The following is a 15,092-nucleotide window of genomic DNA, read 5'->3' on the forward strand; positions in this document are numbered from 1 at the left end:
GCTGCGACAGACATGAGGGACTGGCCGGAACCGGGCCCCGGGCCCGGGGGAGAGAAAGTCGGGAGAACCCAGGTGCGCTCACCCCTTCGCCGGACGCGGCGAACCCCCACCGCTCCCCGCGACGCCGCGGCCCCTCCGCGCGACGCCGCGACCCCTCCCCGCGACGGCGCGGCCGTTCCGCACGGCGGCGCGGCCGCTCCCCGCGACGGCGCGCGCCTCGCCGGGACCGCGCTCGTCTCGGTCCTGCTGCTCGCCGGCTGCTCCTCCGGCGGGACCGGCGCCGGGGGCGCGGGGCTGCCCGTCGCGGCTCCCGCCCCGGACGTCCTCCTCCAGCCGGCCGCCGCCCCGGGACCCGACCCCTTCACCGCCTCCACCGTCCGCAACACCCTCCGCCCCTCCGCCCCGCCCCCGGCCGCCGGGCAACGGCAGGCCCGCGAGGTCACCGGCTCCACCCCAGGCCTCTACGGCGGCACCCGCGCCGTCGGCAGCTGCGACGTCGAACGGCAGGCCTCCCTCCTCACCGGGGACGCCAAGAAGGCGCGGGCCTTCGCCGATGCCGCCGGCGTCCCCGAGGCAGGCGTCACCGACTGGCTGCGCGGCCTCACCCCGGTCGCCCTGCGCGTGGACGCCCGCGTCACCGGCCACGGCTACCGCGGCGGCCGGGCCGCCGCCCACCAGGCCGTCCTGGAGACCGGTACGGCCGTCCTCGTCGACCAGTACGGCGCCCCGCGCGTCCGCTGCGCCGGCGGCAACCCGCTCCGCGCCCCCGCCTCGGACCGGGGCGGCGTCTACGCGGGCGTCCCCTGGGACGCCTTCGACCCCGACCACGTGGTCGTCGTCCGCCCGACCGGAGCCGTCGTCACCGGCCTGGTCATCGTGAACGCCACCGACCGCACCTGGATCGAGCGCCGGACGGGCAGCGACGGCGAGGAGGACCGCAAGCCCGCCGTGGAGCCCTCCTGCGACCCGGACGCGTGCCTCCTGGACGGCTCCGGCACGTCCGACCCGGCCACGCCCAGCGCCCCCGACGGCTCCGCCTCGCCGGAGCCCGTACCGCCGCCGCAGGACCCGCCGGTCCCCGACGGCCCGACGGACCCCGACGGCCCGACGGACCCCGCCCCCGAGGTCCCCGACCCGTACACGGAACCGGACCCCAGCACCGAACCCCTCCCCGACCCGTTCGACGAGCCGTCGGCCCCGCCGGACGGGGAGCTGCCTCCCGAGGAGGTCCTCCCGCCCGAGGTGGTGCCGGACCAGCCCGAGACCTTCGAGGCCTTCGAGGGGTGAGTTCGGAGGGGTGGATTCGACCGGTGGAGCGGATCTTCGTGGTGCGCACGGCCGGGGCTGCGCCTAGCGTGGCCCCATGAGCGCGGGCAACGGGGGCGGGGAGGCGGGCGGCCCGGTCCGCCGTGCGCCGGAGGGGCCGCCGGACGGGACCCCGATCCTGTCCGAGTACGGCTTCGCCTTCCGGATGGGCGGCTTCGACTGGGACCTGCTCGCCGGGACGATGGAGATGGACGACGCCGCCCTCGCCGTCTTCGACATGGACCGCGAGGAGTACGACGGGCGCCCCGTGTCCCTGAACCCACGGGTGCTGCCGGACGAGGGCAGCCGCCTCGACGCCCTGGTGGCGCAGGCGCTCAAGGACGGCAGCGACCAGTACGGCGCGTACTTCCGCATCCGCCGCCGCGACGGAGCCCACCAGTGGACCCACACCCAGGGGATCGTGCACCGCGACGACACCGGCCGTCCCGTGCGGATCGTCGGCGTCCTGCGCGACGCCACCCACGAACTCACCGAGTCCGCCGCCCGGCTCGGCCTCGACGAGGGGCGCCGCAAGCGCGCCGGCGTCGTCGAGGGCACCACGGCCGCCCTCGCCCACGCCCGGACCGTGAAGGACGTCATCGACCTCCTCAACGACTCCCACGCCCTCGAACACTTCGGCGCCGCCAGCCTCGTCATGGGCCTCCTGGAGGCGGGCCGCATCCACCTGGTCGCCGAGGGCCCCGAGGGCGCCTTCGTGCCCGGCACCCGCTTCACCCGGGTGGACGAGCCGTACCCGATGAGCGAGGTCATCCGCACCCTGCGCCCCCGGTTCATCGACTCGCCGCGCGACTTCTCCGAGTCCTACCCGGTGCTCTGGCCGCACATCAGCGGCCTCGGCGTCACCGCCGCCGCCTACCTCCCGCTCATCGCCCAGGCCCGCCCGATCGGCGCGCTCGGACTGCTCTACAGCGACCGGAGCGGCTTCAGCGAGGACGAGCGGACCCTGCTCGTCGCCCTCGGCAGCAGCATCGCCCAGAGCCTCCAGCGGGCCATGCTGTACGAGCAGGAGCACGACCTCGCCGAGGGGCTCCAGCAGGCCATGCTGCCGCGCCGGATCCCGGAGGTGCCCGGCGCCCAGACGGCCGTCCGCTACCGCTCCGCCCGGCTCGGCCGGGACATCGGCGGCGACTGGTACGACGTCATCGCGCTGCCCGGCGGGCGGGTCGGCGCCGTCATCGGCGACGTGCAGGGCCACGACACCCACGCCGCGGCCGTCATGGGGCAGCTGCGGATCGTGCTGCGCGCCTACGCCGCCGAGGGCCACACCCCGGCCACCGTGATGGCGCGGGCCTCCGTCTTCCTGCACGAACTCGACACCGAACGCTTCGCCACCTGCACGTACGCCGAGGTCGACCTCCGCACCGGAGTCGTCCAGCTGGTCCGCGCCGGCCACGTCGACCCGCTGATCAGGGAGTCCGACGGCCGCTGCCGCAGGCTGCCGGTGGAGGGCGGCCTGCCGCTCGGGCTCTCCGCGGAGTTCGGCCGCCTCGACTACCCGGTCACCACCCTCGAACTCGACCCCGGACAGACCCTGCTGCTCTACACCGACGGTCTCGTGGAGAAGCCGGGTGCCGACCTCGACGAGGGCCTCCAGTGGCTCTCCTCGCTCGTCCGGCGCGGCCCCGCCGACCTCCAGGAGCTCGCCGACCACCTGTGCGACGTGGTCGCCGAGCGGGGCGGCGAGGACGACGTCGCGATCCTGCTGCTGCGCCGCCACGGCACGTACGCCGCCCCCGGCGCCGGCCGGTTCCAGCAGCACGTGGCCCAGAGCGACCCGGAGGCGCTCAGCTCGGCCCGCCACATGATCAGGGCCGCGGTCCGGGCCTGGGGCGCGGGGGAGCGGGCGGACGAGATCGAGCTGGTCGCCGACGAACTGATGACCAACGCCCTGATGCACACCGACGGCGGGGCGATCGTGACCCTGCGGGTCCTCCCCGGGCCCACGCGGCGGCTGCGGGTGGAGGTCGAGGACCGCTCCAGCGCCCTGCCCCGGCGCCGCGAGGCCGGCGAGGCGGGCGTGTCCGGCCGGGGGCTGCTCCTGGTCGACCAGCTCTCCGACGCGTGGGGAGTGGAGTCGCGGGGCGGCGGCAAGTGCGTGTGGTGCGAGTTCGTCGTGGAGAACGTCCCCGCGGAGGACCTGCCCCCGGAGGGCTGAGGGCGCTCCCGGGGAGACAGTTGACCAACGGTCTTTACGGAGCGTTAACTGACCGTACTTGACCGTAACTGTTGGTGCGCGATTGACTGCGGTCTTCCACCCCTCCGCGCAGGACGTGAGGACATCCGTGACCACCGAGCTCCTGGCCCCGCTGGACCTGGCCTTCTGGCACCTGGAATCCACCGCCCACCCCCTGCACCTCGGTGCCCTCGCCCACTTCGGCCCCGTGCCCGCGCCCCCCGGCGGCGAACCGGCCGACGTCCTGGAACTGCTCGCCCGCCGCGCCGCCGCCGTCCCCCGGCTCCGGATGCGCGTCCGCGACGTCCTGCTCCCCGTCGGCGGCGCCGCCTGGAGCGCCGACCCCGACTTCGACGTGCGCCGCCACGTCCGCGAGATGACCCTCCCCGGCGCCGACTTCGCCGCCGAGACCACCCGGCTCGCCGCCGAACTCATGGAGCGCCCCGTCGAGCGGGGCCTGCCGCCCTGGGAGATGTACCTGCTCAGCGGCGCTCCCGACGGCTCCTTCGCCGTCCTCGTCAAGCTCCACCACGCCCTCGCCGACGGCATGCGGGCCGTCGCCATCGGCGCCGGGATCTTCGACGAGATCGCCGCCGGAAACCGCTCCGCGCGCCGCTCCCGCCCCGTACCCCCGCGCCCCCCGCTCTCCGGATTTCCCGGGCTCCCCGGCCCCGGACGCCTCCTCGGCATCGCCCGGGACCGCCTCGGCGACCTCGGCCGGGCCGTCGAGGTCGGCGCCTCCGTCGTCCGCGCCAGCCGCCTCGACGGACGCCCCACCGCCGCCCTCGCCGCCCACTCCAGCGGCACCCGCCGGATCGCCACCGCGACCCTCCCCCTCGACCGCGTCCACCGCGTCCGCCGCGCCACCGGCGGCACCGCCAACGACGTCCTCCTGGCCGTCGTCGCCGGAGCCCTGCGCCGCTGGTTCGACGAGCGCGGCCTGCCGCTGCCCGGCGCCGACCTCCGGGCCCTCGTCCCCGTCTCGCGCCGCCGCCCCGGAGCCCCGCCCGGCCCCGGCAACAGCCTCTCCGGCTACCTCCTCGACCTGCCCGTCACCGAACCCGACCCGGCCGCCCGGCTCGCCGCCGTCCGGCGCGCCATGGACCGCAACAAGGCGGCGGGCCCCTTCCGCGGCGCCGGGGCCGTCGCCCTCCTCGCCGACCGGCTCCCCCCGCTCGCCCACCGCTTCGGCGCCCCCTTCGCCTCCGGCGCCGCCCGCCTCCTCTTCGACCTCCTGGTCACCCAGGTCCCGCTGCCCCGCTCCGCCCTCTCCCTCGGCGGCGCCCCGCTGCGCGCGCTCTTCCCCATGGCGCCGCTCGCCCGGGGCCAGTCCCTCGCCGTCGCCATGTCCCCGTACGACGGCCGGGTCCACATCGGCCTCGTCGCCGACGGCGCGGCGGTCCCCGACCTCGACGCCCTCGCCGCCGCCCTCACCACCGAACTCGACCTCCTTGACCCGCCGGGGGACGATACGAGGGCGTGACGCCCCTCGCGGGGCACCCCCTAGACTCCGCCGCATGCTGCGCGTACTGGCCGTCGACGACGAGGAGCCCGCCCTCGGGGAGCTGCTCTACCTGCTGCGCGCCGACCCGCGCGTCCGCACCGCCGAGGGCGCGGGCGACGCGACCGCGGCGCTGCGCAGGATCGGCCGCGCACTGGAGTCGGGGCCCGACGGCGAGGACGCCGTCGACGTCGTCTTCCTCGACATCCACATGCCCGGACTCACCGGCCTCGACGTCGCCCGGCTGCTCGCCGGCTTCGCCCGGCCCCCGCTCGTCGTCTTCGTCACCGCGCACGAGGGCTTCGCCCTCCAGGCCTTCGACCTGAAGGCCGTCGACTACGTCCTCAAGCCGGTGCGCCGCGAGCGTCTCGCCGAGGCCGTCCGCCGCGTCCACGAGCTGGTCCACGCCACCGCGGCGCCCGCCCCCGCCGCCGCGCCCGAGCAGATCCCCGTGGAACTCGGCGGCGTCACCCGGTTCGTCCCCGTCGACGACATCGCCTACGTCGAGGCCCACGGCGACTACGCCCGCCTCCACACCGACCAGGGCAGCCACCTCGTCCGCATCCCGCTCTCCGCCCTGGAGGAGCGCTGGGCGGACCGGGGCTTCGTCCGCATCCACCGCAGCCACCTCGTCGCCCTCGCCCGGATCGACGAACTGCGGCTCGACGGCGGCGCCACCTCGGTACGGGTCGGCGACACCGACCTCGCCGTCAGCCGCCGCCACGCCCGCCAGCTCCGGGACCTCCTGATGCGCCGGGCCGGCGGCTGACCCCGTGCCCCCGTGCCCCCGTACCTCCGTCGCCGCAGGTCTACCGCCGTCCGACCCCGCTGCGTAGACTCCACGCGTCCCGGGCCGCGCCGCCCGCACCACCCGAAGCCCAGAGATGCCGGAGCGGACGCCGATGTCCGAGCACCACCCGCCGCGCAGACCCCGGCGCGAGACCGTCACCCACGCCTCCGCCCACGGCGTCGCGGGCGCCCCCCGCCCCGCCGGACGGCGCCCCGCCCATCCGCCGGCCCGCTCCGAGATCGACGAGCAGACCACCCTCGGGCACACCTACGTCCGCTCCCTGATGCGCAGCCAGCTCCGCGCCGCCCTCACCGCCCTCGGCGCGCTCGCCCTGCTCGTCGGCTCCCTCCCGCTCGTCCTCGCGCTGCCCGCCCCCGAGGCCCTGGTCTGGCTCGCCCTCGGCGTCGGCGTGTACCCGGTCGTCTGGGGCATCGCCCACTGGTACGTCCGCCGCGCCGAGCGCAACGAACGCGACTTCACCGGCCTCGTCGAACGATGAGCCCCTCCGCACGGACGCCCGCATGAACCAGGCCCACGCGGTCGTCGCCGTCACCGCCGTCGTCCTCGCCACCGTCCTCATCGGCGCCCTCGGCCTGCGGATCTCCCGCACCACCTCCGACTTCTACGTCGCCTCGCGGACCGTCCGGCCGGGCCTCAACGCCGCCGCCATCAGCGGCGAGTACCTCTCCGCCGCCTCCTTCCTCGGCATCGCCGGACTCGTCCTCGTCCAGGGCCCCGCCATGCTCTGGTACCCGGTCGGCTACACCGCCGGCTACCTCGTCCTGCTCGTCCTCGTCGCCGCCCCGCTGCGCCGCTCCGGCGCGTACACGCTCTCCGACTTCGCCGAGGCCCGCCTCGAATCCCGGCGGGCCCGGCGGCTCGCCAGCCTCTTCGTCGTCGGCATCGGCTGGCTGTACCTGCTGCCGCAGCTCCAGGGCGCCGGACTCACCCTGGAGATCCTCACCGGCGCCCCCGACTGGGTCGGTGGCCTGCTCGTCGCCCTCGTCGTCACCGGCACCGTCGCGGCGGGCGGCATGCGCAGCATCACCTTCGTCCAGGCCTTCCAGTACTGGCTCAAGCTGACCGCCCTGCTCGTCCCCGCCCTCTTCCTGCTCGCCGCCTGGTACGGGGACGGGGCGCCCCGCGCCCGCTTCGACGCCCCCGCCGTGCTGCGCGGCCACACCGTCGTCCGGGTCGCCGACACGGTACGGATCGGGCTCGACGCCCCGCTGACCGTCACCGTCACCGGCCGCGTCGACTCCGTCCCGTACACCGGACGGTCCGTCACCCTCGGCCCCGGCACCCACCACGTCCTCGGCGGCACCACGCTCGCCTTCGCGCCGGGCGCGGACCTCCCCGAACGGGTGGCCGGCGGCGCCGACCCCCTCGGCTGGTCCCAGCCGCTGGCCGGGGGACGCGACGGACACCAGCTCTACGCCACGTACGGACTGATCCTCGCGACCTTCCTCGGCACCATGGGCCTGCCGCACGTCGCCGTCCGCTTCTACACCAGCCCGCACGGCCGCGCCGCCCGCCGCACCACCCTCGTCGTCCTCGGACTCGTCGGCGCCTTCTACCTCCTGCCGCCGCTCTACGGCTTCCTCGGCCGGATCTACGCCCCCGAACTCGCCCTCACCGGCTCCGCCGACGCCGCCGTCCTCGTCCTGCCCGACCGGATCCTCGGCGGGCTCCCCGGCGACCTGCTCGGGGCGCTCCTCGCGGGCGGCGCCTTCGCCGCCTTCCTCTCCACCGCCTCCGGGCTCACCATGTCCGTCGCCGGGGTCCTCACCCAGGACGTGCTGCCCTCCCGGGGCGTCCGGCACTTCCGGCTCGCGACCCTGCTCGCCACCGCCGTCCCGCTCGGCGTCGGGGTGGTCGCCTCCAAGGTGCCGGTCGCCGACGCCGTCGGCCTCGCCTTCGCGGTCTCCGCCTCCTCCTTCTGCCCGCTGCTCGTCCTCGGGATCTGGTGGCGGCGGCTCACCCCGCCCGGCGCGATGGCCGGGCTCCTGCTCGGCGGCGGCTCGGCCCTCGCCGCCGTCATGGCCACCCGCGCCGGACTCGCGCCCGGCGGCTGGCCGCACACCCTGATGGCCTGGCCCGCCGTCTGGTCGGTCCCGCTCGGCTTCCTCACCATGGTCCTCGTCTCCCTCGCCACCCCCCGCCGGATCCCGCCCGGCACCCCGGCGCTCCTCGCCCGCCTCCACCTCCCGGAGGAGATCACCGGGGCCGCCGCACCCGCCCAGGAGAACCGCCCGGAGCCCCGCACCGAGACCCGCCCGGACTCCCTTCCAGGGGCCCGTCGGGACGCCCGCCCCGACTCGCGCCCCGGAGCACGCCGATGAGCGGCATCGCCCTCGCCGCCGCGGCCGCCGCCGGGGCCGTGCTGCTCGCCGCGGGCTTCGTCCTGGGCCGGTTCGCCGCCCGGCGCGGGGGCCGGGACGCCGACCCCGACCTCGGCACGCCCGTCGAGCGGGCCACCTTCCACACCCTGCACACCGCCTCGCTCGCCGCGCCCCCGCTGCGCGCCGGGCTCACCGAGGAGACCGCCCGCCGGGCCGCCCGCACGCTCCGCTCGCTGCTCGGCACCGAGGCGCTCTGCCTCACCGACCGGGGCGCGGTCCTCGCCTGGGACGGGCCCGGCGAGGACCACCACCGCGCGCACGTCCCCGCCCAGGCCGCCGAGACCCTGGAGACCGGCCGCAGCCGCTCCGCCGACTCCGGCTGCGCCGACCCGGCCTGCCCGCTGCGCTGGGCGGTGATCGCCCCGCTGACCGGCGAGGACGGGGTCCTCGGCGCGCTCGTCGCCTACGGCTCGCGGGAGTCGGCCGTCCTGGTGCGGGCCGCGACCGAGGTGGCCCGCTGGGTCTCCGTCCAGCTCGAACTGGCCGAGCTCGACCGCTCGCGCACCCGGATGGTGGAGGCCGAGATCAAGGCCCTGCGCGCCCAGATCTCCCCGCACTTCATCTTCAACTCCCTCGCCGCCATCGCCTCGTTCGTCCGCACCGATCCCGAGCGGGCCAGGGAACTCCTTCTGGAGTTCGCGGACTTCACCCGCTACTCCTTCCGCAGGCACGGCGAGTTCGCCCAGCTCGCCGACGAACTGCGCTCCGTCGAGCAGTACCTCGCGCTCGCCGGGGCGCGTTTCGGCGACCGGCTGAAGGTGACCCTCCGGATAGCGCCCGAGGTGCTGCCGGTGACCCTGCCGTTCCTCTGCCTCCAGCCGCTGGTGGAGAACGCGGTCAAGCACGGCCTCCAAGACCGCGAGAAGGGCTGCCGGGTCGTCATCGCCGCCCGGGACGCGGGCGCCGAGGCCGTGGTGACCGTCGAGGACGACGGCATCGGCATGGATCCGGAGCTGCTGCGCGCCGTCCTGCGCGGGGAGCACCCGGCGGGCGCCGGCATCGGCCTCTCCAACGTGGACGAGCGGCTGCGCCAGGTGTACGGGACGGAGTACGGCCTCGTCATCGAGACGGGCGTCGGCGCCGGGATGAAGGTGACGGTGCGGGTTCCCAAGTACCGCCCCGGGGTGCACCCCTCGGCCCCGTGAGCCCCGGCCGGGCGCCCCGGTCAGCGCAGGTGGAGCGAGAGGTGCGCGAGCGGCAGGCCCAGCTTCCAGGCGGGCAGCCAGACCTGCTCGGCCCCGTCGGCCGGGCACCCCGGACCGGGGTCCGTCCGGCCGTCGAGGTCGTCGGCCCGGATCCAGGTGTCCCGCAGCCGCCGCCACGCGGTCTCCGCGAGCGCCAGGTCGGGCCCCTCGCCGCCGCCCGCCCGCCGCCCGGCGAGCCGCTCCTCGACCCAGGGCGGCCAGGGGCGGTCGTACGCCGTGTGCCGCAGCCACTCGTCGATCCGGCCGGCGGGCGGGCGGTCCGGGTCCTCCGTGAGGTGGACGGTGAGGGCCAGGGCCTGGAGGCCGGCCCGGTACTCCAGCGAGCCGGGCGCCACGAGCGCGGCGGCCCGCAGCACCTCGTCGGCCAGGTACTCGGCGCACAGCCAGGACATCGGGACGGCGAGGCCGCCGCCGCTCGTGCCGCCGGCGCCGTTCGTGCTCTCGGGCAGCAACGCTCCCACCTTCTCCCGGACATGACCGCGCGTGAGGGGCCGTGTGAGGGGCCCGGACAACGGGGCCCGGGGAGAGCCTCCTCCGTACGGGGCGCCCGCGGGTCCCGCTTTGCTCAACTCGCCCGCGCGGTTTCGGATACGTTCTCCGGCCGGATCGGTACGGGTGGGATTCCGGTCGCCGGAGGTGACGCGAGGGGCGCCGGGGGCGGACCGGGGCCGGGATCAGCGTCCCGACGCCGACGCGAGGCTCCGGCGCGGCCGGTAGCCGGGCAGCGACCGGCCGAGCTGCCGCAGGGCGTAGTGGGAGCGGGACTTGACGGTTCCGGCGGGGATGCCGAGCTCCACGGCGGCCTCGTTGACGGTGAGGCCGTGGAAGTAGAGCCGGACGAGCACCGCCCGGTGCTCGGGGCTCAGCTCCCGGACGGCCGCCCGCACGTCGAGCGCGGCGTCGGCGGACGCGGTGGCGTCGGCGGGGTCGGGCGTCACGGCCAGGACGCCGTCGCCGACCTCGGCGGGCCGGGCGAGGCGCGAGCGGCGCGCGTCGATGGCGAGGCGGCGGGCCACGGTGAAGAGCCAGGGGCGCATGGAGGCGTAGGGGCCGTCGAAGGCCTCCGGGTGCTGCCAGGCCCGTACGAGGGTCTCCTGCACGAGGTCCTCGGCCCGCTGCCGGTCCCCGTAGGTGAGGCCGAGCAGGAAGGAGAGCAGCGCGGGGCCGTGGTCCCGCTGCAACTCCTCCAGGGTCCGTTCGTCGGTCGTCGCCGTCGTCATGCTGCCCACCTCTCCCGCGCTCGTCGTCGGCCCGTATACGAACGCATCCGGACGGCGGGGGACAGGGAACGGACAGCGGTCTGCGACGAACGGTCGCACCGAGCGGCGAATGGTACGGCGAACGGTCGTACGGAGTCGCCGCGTCCGTTTCGGTGGGGTTCGTGTCTCCGTACGGCCTCGACCCTTGACTGCGGCTTCTGCGCGATATCTGTTCATCGGAACAGATGCTCGTCATACGATCCGGGTGGAGTGCCGCACATGACCTCACGCACCAGGCCCGCGGGGGTGGCGGCGCTCGCCACCGTCCTGCTCGCGGCGGCGACCGGCTGCATCGGCGGAAGCGGCGGGAACGGCGGGAGCGGTCCGGCCGCGGGCGACGCCACCCCGAAGGCCACCGCCCCGGGAGCCGCCGGGCGGCCCACCGGCCCCTCCGCCGCCCCCGGCGCGGCCTCCGCTCCCGCCGGATTCACCCTCGTGGCCTCCGGGGACGTCCTCCCGCACGACTCCGTCATCCGCAAGGCGGCCGGGGACTCCGCCGCCGGCGGCGGCTACGACTTCCGCCCCATGCTCGCCGGGGTGAAGTCCGTCGTCTCCGGCGCCGACCTCGCCATCTGCCACATGGAGACCGTGTACGGGAAGAAGGGCGGGCCCTACACCGGCTATCCCGCCTTCAAATCCCCGCCCGAGGTCGCCGCCGGACTCAAGGAGACCGGGTACGACTCCTGCTCCACCGCCTCCAACCACACCCTCGACGACGGCGCCGCGGGCCTCGGCCGGACCCTCGACGTCCTCGACGCGGCCGGCATCCGCCACGCCGGATCGGCCCGCACCGCCGAGGAGGCGGCCCGGCCCACCCTGATGAAGGCGGGCGGCGCCACCGTCGCCCAGCTCGCCTACACCTACGACACCAACGGCCGCCCGCTCCCCGAGGGGCGGCCCTGGGCGGTCGACCTGCTCGACGAGCGGCAGGTGGTCGCCGACGCGCGCGCGGCCCGCGCGGCCGGTGCCGACGTGGTCGTGGTCAGCGTCCACTGGGGCACCGAGTGGCAGACCGAGCCGGACGAGCGGCAGCTCTCCCTCGCCCGGACGCTGACCGCCTCGCGGACCGGCGGCCGCCCGGACGTCGACCTGATCCTCGGCACCCACGCCCACGTCCCGCAGGCCTACGAGAAGGTCAACGGCACCTGGGTGGTCTACGGGATGGGCGACCAGATCGCCGGCGACATGATCAACCACCAGGGCGTCCACGACCCGCGCGGCAACCAGGGCAGCATCGGCCGCTTCGCCTTCGCCCCGCCCCGGACCCCCGGCGGGCGCTGGGAGGTCACCAGGGCCGAGTTCGTCCCCCAGTGGTTCGACACCGGGCGCGGCCGGGTGGTCAACCTCGGCGCCGCCACCGGCGGGGACCCGCGCCTGGCCGCGATCCGCGACACGATCCGGCGGGTAATCCTCGGCCGGGGCGCCGCCGAGGACGGCCTCGTGATGGGCAAGTAGTACGCGGGAGGGGGCTTCGGCCACCTTTCGGAGCCATCCGCCCAACGGGTGTTTTCGGGCGGGCGGCCGGTGTCGGTGGGCCGCGCGGGCCCTCATCCGTACGAACCATTAGTCATGAAAAAGGATCAGATGACTGGCGGGCGCCGAGCGGTGCTGCGCCTCGCCGCCGCGCTCGGCGCCACCGCCACCGTCGGAGTCTTCGCCGCGGACCGGCTCACCGCGCCCGACCGGGCCACCGGCGCCGCGCCCCGGCACACCCCGGGACCCGGGGCGGCCCCGGGGGCCGCGGGCCCGGCCGCCGGACCGGGGGCGGAGACCGTCCGGCTGAACCCGAACGCGTACCGCCTCCGGCCGATGACCGCCTATGCGCCCCCGGCGTACCGGCGTGCGCTGCCGCCCGTACGGCAGCGGCCCTTCCTCAGCGTGGCCGGCGCCGGCCGTTCGATGGTGCTGACCTTCGACGACGGCCCCGACCCCCGCTACACCCCCGGCATCCTCGACACCCTGCGCCGCCACGACTGCCGCGCGATGTTCTTCGTCTGCGGCGAGATGGCCGTCGAGAACCAGGACCTGCTGCGGCGGATGGCCGCGGAGGGGCACGTCGTCGGCAACCACTCCTGGTCGCACCCCCTGATCCCCAGGCTGCGGCCCTCCCTCATCCGCGACGAGCTGGGCTCCACCAGCGAGGTCGTCGAGCGGGCCCTCGGCACGGCCCCGCTCTGGTACCGCGCCCCCTACGGGGCCTGGAACCGGCACTCCTTCGAGATCGGCGCCGAACTCGGCATGGAACCGCTCGCCTGGACCGTCGACACCCTCGACTGGAAGGAGCCCGGCACCGACTCCATCGTCCGCCGCGTCCTCGACGGCGCGGCCCCCGGCGTCGTCGTCCTCAACCACGACGCGGGCGGCGACCGCTCCCAGAGCGTGGCCGCGCTCCGCCGCTACCTGCCCGAACTCCTCGACGCCGGGTACCACATCACCGTTCCCCGGCGCTGACCGCCCGCGCGGCGAGGAGGGCCCGGCACCTGTGGTGCCGGGCCCTCCTCCGGTGACGCCGGGTCAGCGGGAGCCGACCATCCGGGCGTAGACGACGACGTTCCCGTCGTACCCCCGCGCGCGCGTGTACCCGCCGCCGCAGGTGATGACCCGCAGCTCCGGCGCGCCCGTGTCGGCGTAGACGTGCACGCCGGGGAAGTTGTCCTTCGCGTACACCTCGACGCCGTAGATCTCGAAGACCGCCACCCGGCCGTCGTACCGCTCGACCTCGACGTGCTGGCCCTTCTCCAGGGAGCCGAGGCCGTAGAAGACCGCCGGGCCCTGGGTGTTGTCGACGTGGCCGACGACGACCGCGGTCCCCCGCTGGCCGGGGGAGATGCCGTTCTGGTACCAGCCGGCGAGGTTGGCGTCCTGGGGCGGGGGCGCCGCCACCCAGCCGTCCGCGTCCAGGCCCACGTCCATGATCGGGGCCGCGACCCGGATCGCCGGGATCTTGATCCGGGAGGCCGGGGCGAAGGGCAGCGGCTCCAGACCGGTGGCCGAGGAGGGGGCCGCCGGGGCGGTCGGGAGCGCCGCCGGCCGGGCCGCCGCGGCGGGTTGCGGCGGCCCGGAGACGACGTCCACGCCGTTGCGCATCATCGCGAGCCCGGACAGCATGGCGAGGGCCAGGACACCCCAGGGTTGGAGTCTCCTGCGCTCGGAGACGCGGAAGTCCTTCGGGGGCATGGTTCTCCCTTCGTGGCGTCGTCAGAACGGTAAGGGCGGTTCCCCGGTCCGTCGCGCCGGGCGGTCCGAACGGGTGGGGCACGCCTCCGGACGTGTGCCGGGGCGCGGTGCGGCTCCTCTCCCGTGGCGCGGGACGGCGGACTCCCGGAGGGCCGCGGCCGGACGGCGCGCGGAGGGCGGAGGACCGTCGGGCGGACGAAGGACGGGTCGCCGCCGGGCGGGTGAGGGACGGCCGCCCGGCGGGTGACGCCGGGCTGAGCCATCCGAGTAATCGTCAGATAAGCGACCTGGAAGCTTCTGACCTGCGCGTACGGTACGTCCGACTCCCTCCGCCCCGGCGTGTCGCCTCACCGGAGTGGACCAGTGCCGACATGCGTGCTCCGTCACGAATGGTGATGGTTCGTCATGGAAGGCGTACTCGTCGAAACTCCCGGAGCACCGCTTTGGGGCGTCTTCCACTGGAGGTTCAACCATGCGTGCTGCACGCACTCTGGCGGTGACCGCCACCGCGATCGCGGCGGTCGGCCTCGCGGCCCCCCTCGCCGCCGCCACCAACAGCCCGGGCAACGTCCTGCACGGTGGCTCGAACGGCTCGAACGACGGCCAGAACGGCGGTCAGGGCGGCGGGAACGGCAACAACAACGGTGGTCAGGGTGGTGGGAACGGCAACAACAACGGTGGTCAGGGTGGTGGGAACGGCAACAATGGCGGTCAGGGCGGTGGGAACGGCAACAACGGCGGTCAGGGCGGCGGCAACGGCAACAACGGTGGCCAGGGCGGCGGCAACGGCAACAACAACGGCCCCAGCAACGTCACCGTCAACCCCTTCGACGTCCACCCCGGTTCGACGCTGACGATCACCGCGCGGGGCTGCAACCGCGGCGGCACCGTCACGTCCAACGCCTTCCCGGAGACCACCCTCTCGGGCAACAACAACGGCGTCTCCACCGCCGTCGCCCGCGTCTACAACCACGCCACCCCGGGCAACTACAACCTGGCCGTCCGCTGCAACGGCAACTCCTCCGTCGTCACGCAGTCGTTCCGGGTCCTCCCGGGCCGCGGCGCGCAGGGCGGCCTCGGCGGCTCGCTGGCTCCCAGCTCCACCGAGATGGCCATCGGCGGCAGCCTCGTCGCCGCGGCCGCGCTCGGCGGCGGCCTCTTCGTCGCCCGCCGTCGCCGTGTGACCGGCGCGGGGATCTGACCGGCCGAACCTCCCGGTCGGCCCACCGCGCCCGTCGCCCCCGGGTCCTCGTCAGGAC

General features: G+C 75.7%; 13 protein-coding genes. 10 read left to right on the forward strand and 3 right to left on the reverse strand.

What is annotated here, in order from left to right; genetic code table 11:
- Nucleotides 1-72 precede the first annotated feature (72 nt).
- The 7 genes from ACWGSR_RS35290 to ACWGSR_RS35320 all read left to right on the forward strand — a co-directional run bounded on the left by ACWGSR_RS35290 (nt 73) and on the right by ACWGSR_RS35320 (nt 9,337).
- On the forward strand, nt 73-1,287 hold the full coding sequence (locus tag ACWGSR_RS35290; RefSeq protein WP_453573052.1) for a DUF6777 domain-containing protein: 1,215 nt from the start codon (nt 73-75) through the stop codon (nt 1,285-1,287).
- Nucleotides 1,288-1,363: 76 nt separating this feature from the next.
- Nucleotides 1,364-3,481 carry a SpoIIE family protein phosphatase gene (locus ACWGSR_RS35295; protein WP_376242525.1) on the forward strand — a complete coding sequence of 706 codons (2,118 nt, stop codon included), beginning with the start codon at nt 1,364-1,366 and terminating at the stop codon, nt 3,479-3,481.
- Nucleotides 3,482-3,608: 127 nt separating this feature from the next.
- Nucleotides 3,609-4,982 (forward strand): wax ester/triacylglycerol synthase family O-acyltransferase, encoded by a 1,374-nt coding sequence (locus ACWGSR_RS35300; RefSeq protein ID WP_453573055.1) that lies wholly within the window; start codon nt 3,609-3,611, stop codon nt 4,980-4,982.
- Nucleotides 4,983-5,016: 34 nt separating this feature from the next.
- Nucleotides 5,017-5,769 (forward strand): LytR/AlgR family response regulator transcription factor, encoded by a 753-nt coding sequence (locus ACWGSR_RS35305; protein ID WP_376242521.1) that lies wholly within the window; start codon nt 5,017-5,019, stop codon nt 5,767-5,769.
- Between the two features lie 133 nt (nt 5,770-5,902).
- Nucleotides 5,903-6,289 (forward strand): DUF485 domain-containing protein, encoded by a 387-nt coding sequence (locus ACWGSR_RS35310; protein WP_376242519.1) that lies wholly within the window; start codon nt 5,903-5,905, stop codon nt 6,287-6,289.
- 22 nt (nt 6,290-6,311) lie between these two features.
- Nucleotides 6,312-8,132, forward strand: a complete 1,821-nt coding sequence (locus tag ACWGSR_RS35315) for a sodium/solute symporter (RefSeq protein ID WP_376242517.1) — start codon at nt 6,312-6,314, stop codon at nt 8,130-8,132.
- Nucleotides 8,129-9,337: a histidine kinase gene (locus ACWGSR_RS35320; RefSeq protein WP_453573059.1), complete on the forward strand. Its 1,209-nt coding sequence runs from the start codon at nt 8,129-8,131 to the stop codon at nt 9,335-9,337. The genes ACWGSR_RS35315 and ACWGSR_RS35320 overlap by 4 nt, the downstream gene beginning before the upstream one ends.
- Before the next feature lie 20 nt (nt 9,338-9,357).
- On the opposite strand, the gene ACWGSR_RS35325 is transcribed toward ACWGSR_RS35320, so the two are convergent.
- Both ACWGSR_RS35325 and ACWGSR_RS35330 read right to left on the reverse strand, forming a co-directional pair.
- Nucleotides 9,358-9,849 carry a hypothetical protein gene (locus ACWGSR_RS35325; protein ID WP_376242513.1) on the reverse strand — a complete coding sequence of 164 codons (492 nt, stop codon included), beginning with the start codon at nt 9,847-9,849 and terminating at the stop codon, nt 9,358-9,360.
- 222 nt (nt 9,850-10,071) lie between these two features.
- Entirely contained in the window at nt 10,072-10,617 is a 546-nt protein-coding gene (locus ACWGSR_RS35330; protein ID WP_366378555.1) for a sigma-70 family RNA polymerase sigma factor, read from the reverse strand.
- Between the two features lie 258 nt (nt 10,618-10,875).
- Here ACWGSR_RS35330 and ACWGSR_RS35335 point away from each other — a divergent pair, with 258 nt between their 5' ends.
- Both ACWGSR_RS35335 and ACWGSR_RS35340 read left to right on the forward strand, forming a co-directional pair.
- The gene (locus ACWGSR_RS35335; RefSeq protein ID WP_453573062.1) at nt 10,876-12,111 is read left to right on the forward strand and encodes a CapA family protein; all 1,236 of its coding nucleotides are present in this window, start codon (nt 10,876-10,878) and stop codon (nt 12,109-12,111) included.
- Nucleotides 12,112-12,240: 129 nt separating this feature from the next.
- Entirely contained in the window at nt 12,241-13,107 is an 867-nt protein-coding gene (locus tag ACWGSR_RS35340) for a polysaccharide deacetylase family protein (protein WP_453573064.1), read from the forward strand.
- 63 nt (nt 13,108-13,170) lie between these two features.
- Here ACWGSR_RS35340 and ACWGSR_RS35345 read toward each other — a convergent pair whose 3' ends face one another.
- Entirely contained in the window at nt 13,171-13,833 is a 663-nt protein-coding gene (locus ACWGSR_RS35345; RefSeq protein ID WP_376242507.1) for a class F sortase, read from the reverse strand.
- Between the two features lie 472 nt (nt 13,834-14,305).
- Here ACWGSR_RS35345 and ACWGSR_RS35350 point away from each other — a divergent pair, with 472 nt between their 5' ends.
- Nucleotides 14,306-15,034 (forward strand): hypothetical protein, encoded by a 729-nt coding sequence (locus ACWGSR_RS35350; RefSeq protein WP_376242505.1) that lies wholly within the window; start codon nt 14,306-14,308, stop codon nt 15,032-15,034.
- Nucleotides 15,035-15,092 lie beyond the last annotated feature (58 nt).

The sequence above is a fragment of the Streptomyces sp. NPDC055632 genome, assembly GCF_053618675.1.

What these genes read in the sequence shown, in the direction of transcription:
- ACWGSR_RS35295 (WP_376242525.1), top strand. Translation starts at nt 1,364, where the DNA reads ATGAGCGCGGGCAACGGGGGCGGGGAGGCGGGCGGCCCGGTCCGCCGT.
- ACWGSR_RS35305 (WP_376242521.1), top strand. Translation starts at nt 5,017, where the DNA reads ATGCTGCGCGTACTGGCCGTCGACGACGAGGAGCCCGCCCTCGGGGAG.
- ACWGSR_RS35310 (WP_376242519.1), top strand. Translation starts at nt 5,903, where the DNA reads ATGTCCGAGCACCACCCGCCGCGCAGACCCCGGCGCGAGACCGTCACC.
- ACWGSR_RS35315 (WP_376242517.1), top strand. Translation starts at nt 6,312, where the DNA reads ATGAACCAGGCCCACGCGGTCGTCGCCGTCACCGCCGTCGTCCTCGCC.
- ACWGSR_RS35320 (WP_453573059.1), top strand. Translation starts at nt 8,129, where the DNA reads ATGAGCGGCATCGCCCTCGCCGCCGCGGCCGCCGCCGGGGCCGTGCTG.
- ACWGSR_RS35330 (WP_366378555.1), bottom strand. Translation starts at nt 10,617, where the DNA reads ATGACGACGGCGACGACCGACGAACGGACCCTGGAGGAGTTGCAGCGG.
- ACWGSR_RS35335 (WP_453573062.1), top strand. Translation starts at nt 10,876, where the DNA reads ATGACCTCACGCACCAGGCCCGCGGGGGTGGCGGCGCTCGCCACCGTC.
- ACWGSR_RS35340 (WP_453573064.1), top strand. Translation starts at nt 12,241, where the DNA reads ATGACTGGCGGGCGCCGAGCGGTGCTGCGCCTCGCCGCCGCGCTCGGC.
- ACWGSR_RS35345 (WP_376242507.1), bottom strand. Translation starts at nt 13,833, where the DNA reads ATGCCCCCGAAGGACTTCCGCGTCTCCGAGCGCAGGAGACTCCAACCC.
- ACWGSR_RS35350 (WP_376242505.1), top strand. Translation starts at nt 14,306, where the DNA reads ATGCGTGCTGCACGCACTCTGGCGGTGACCGCCACCGCGATCGCGGCG.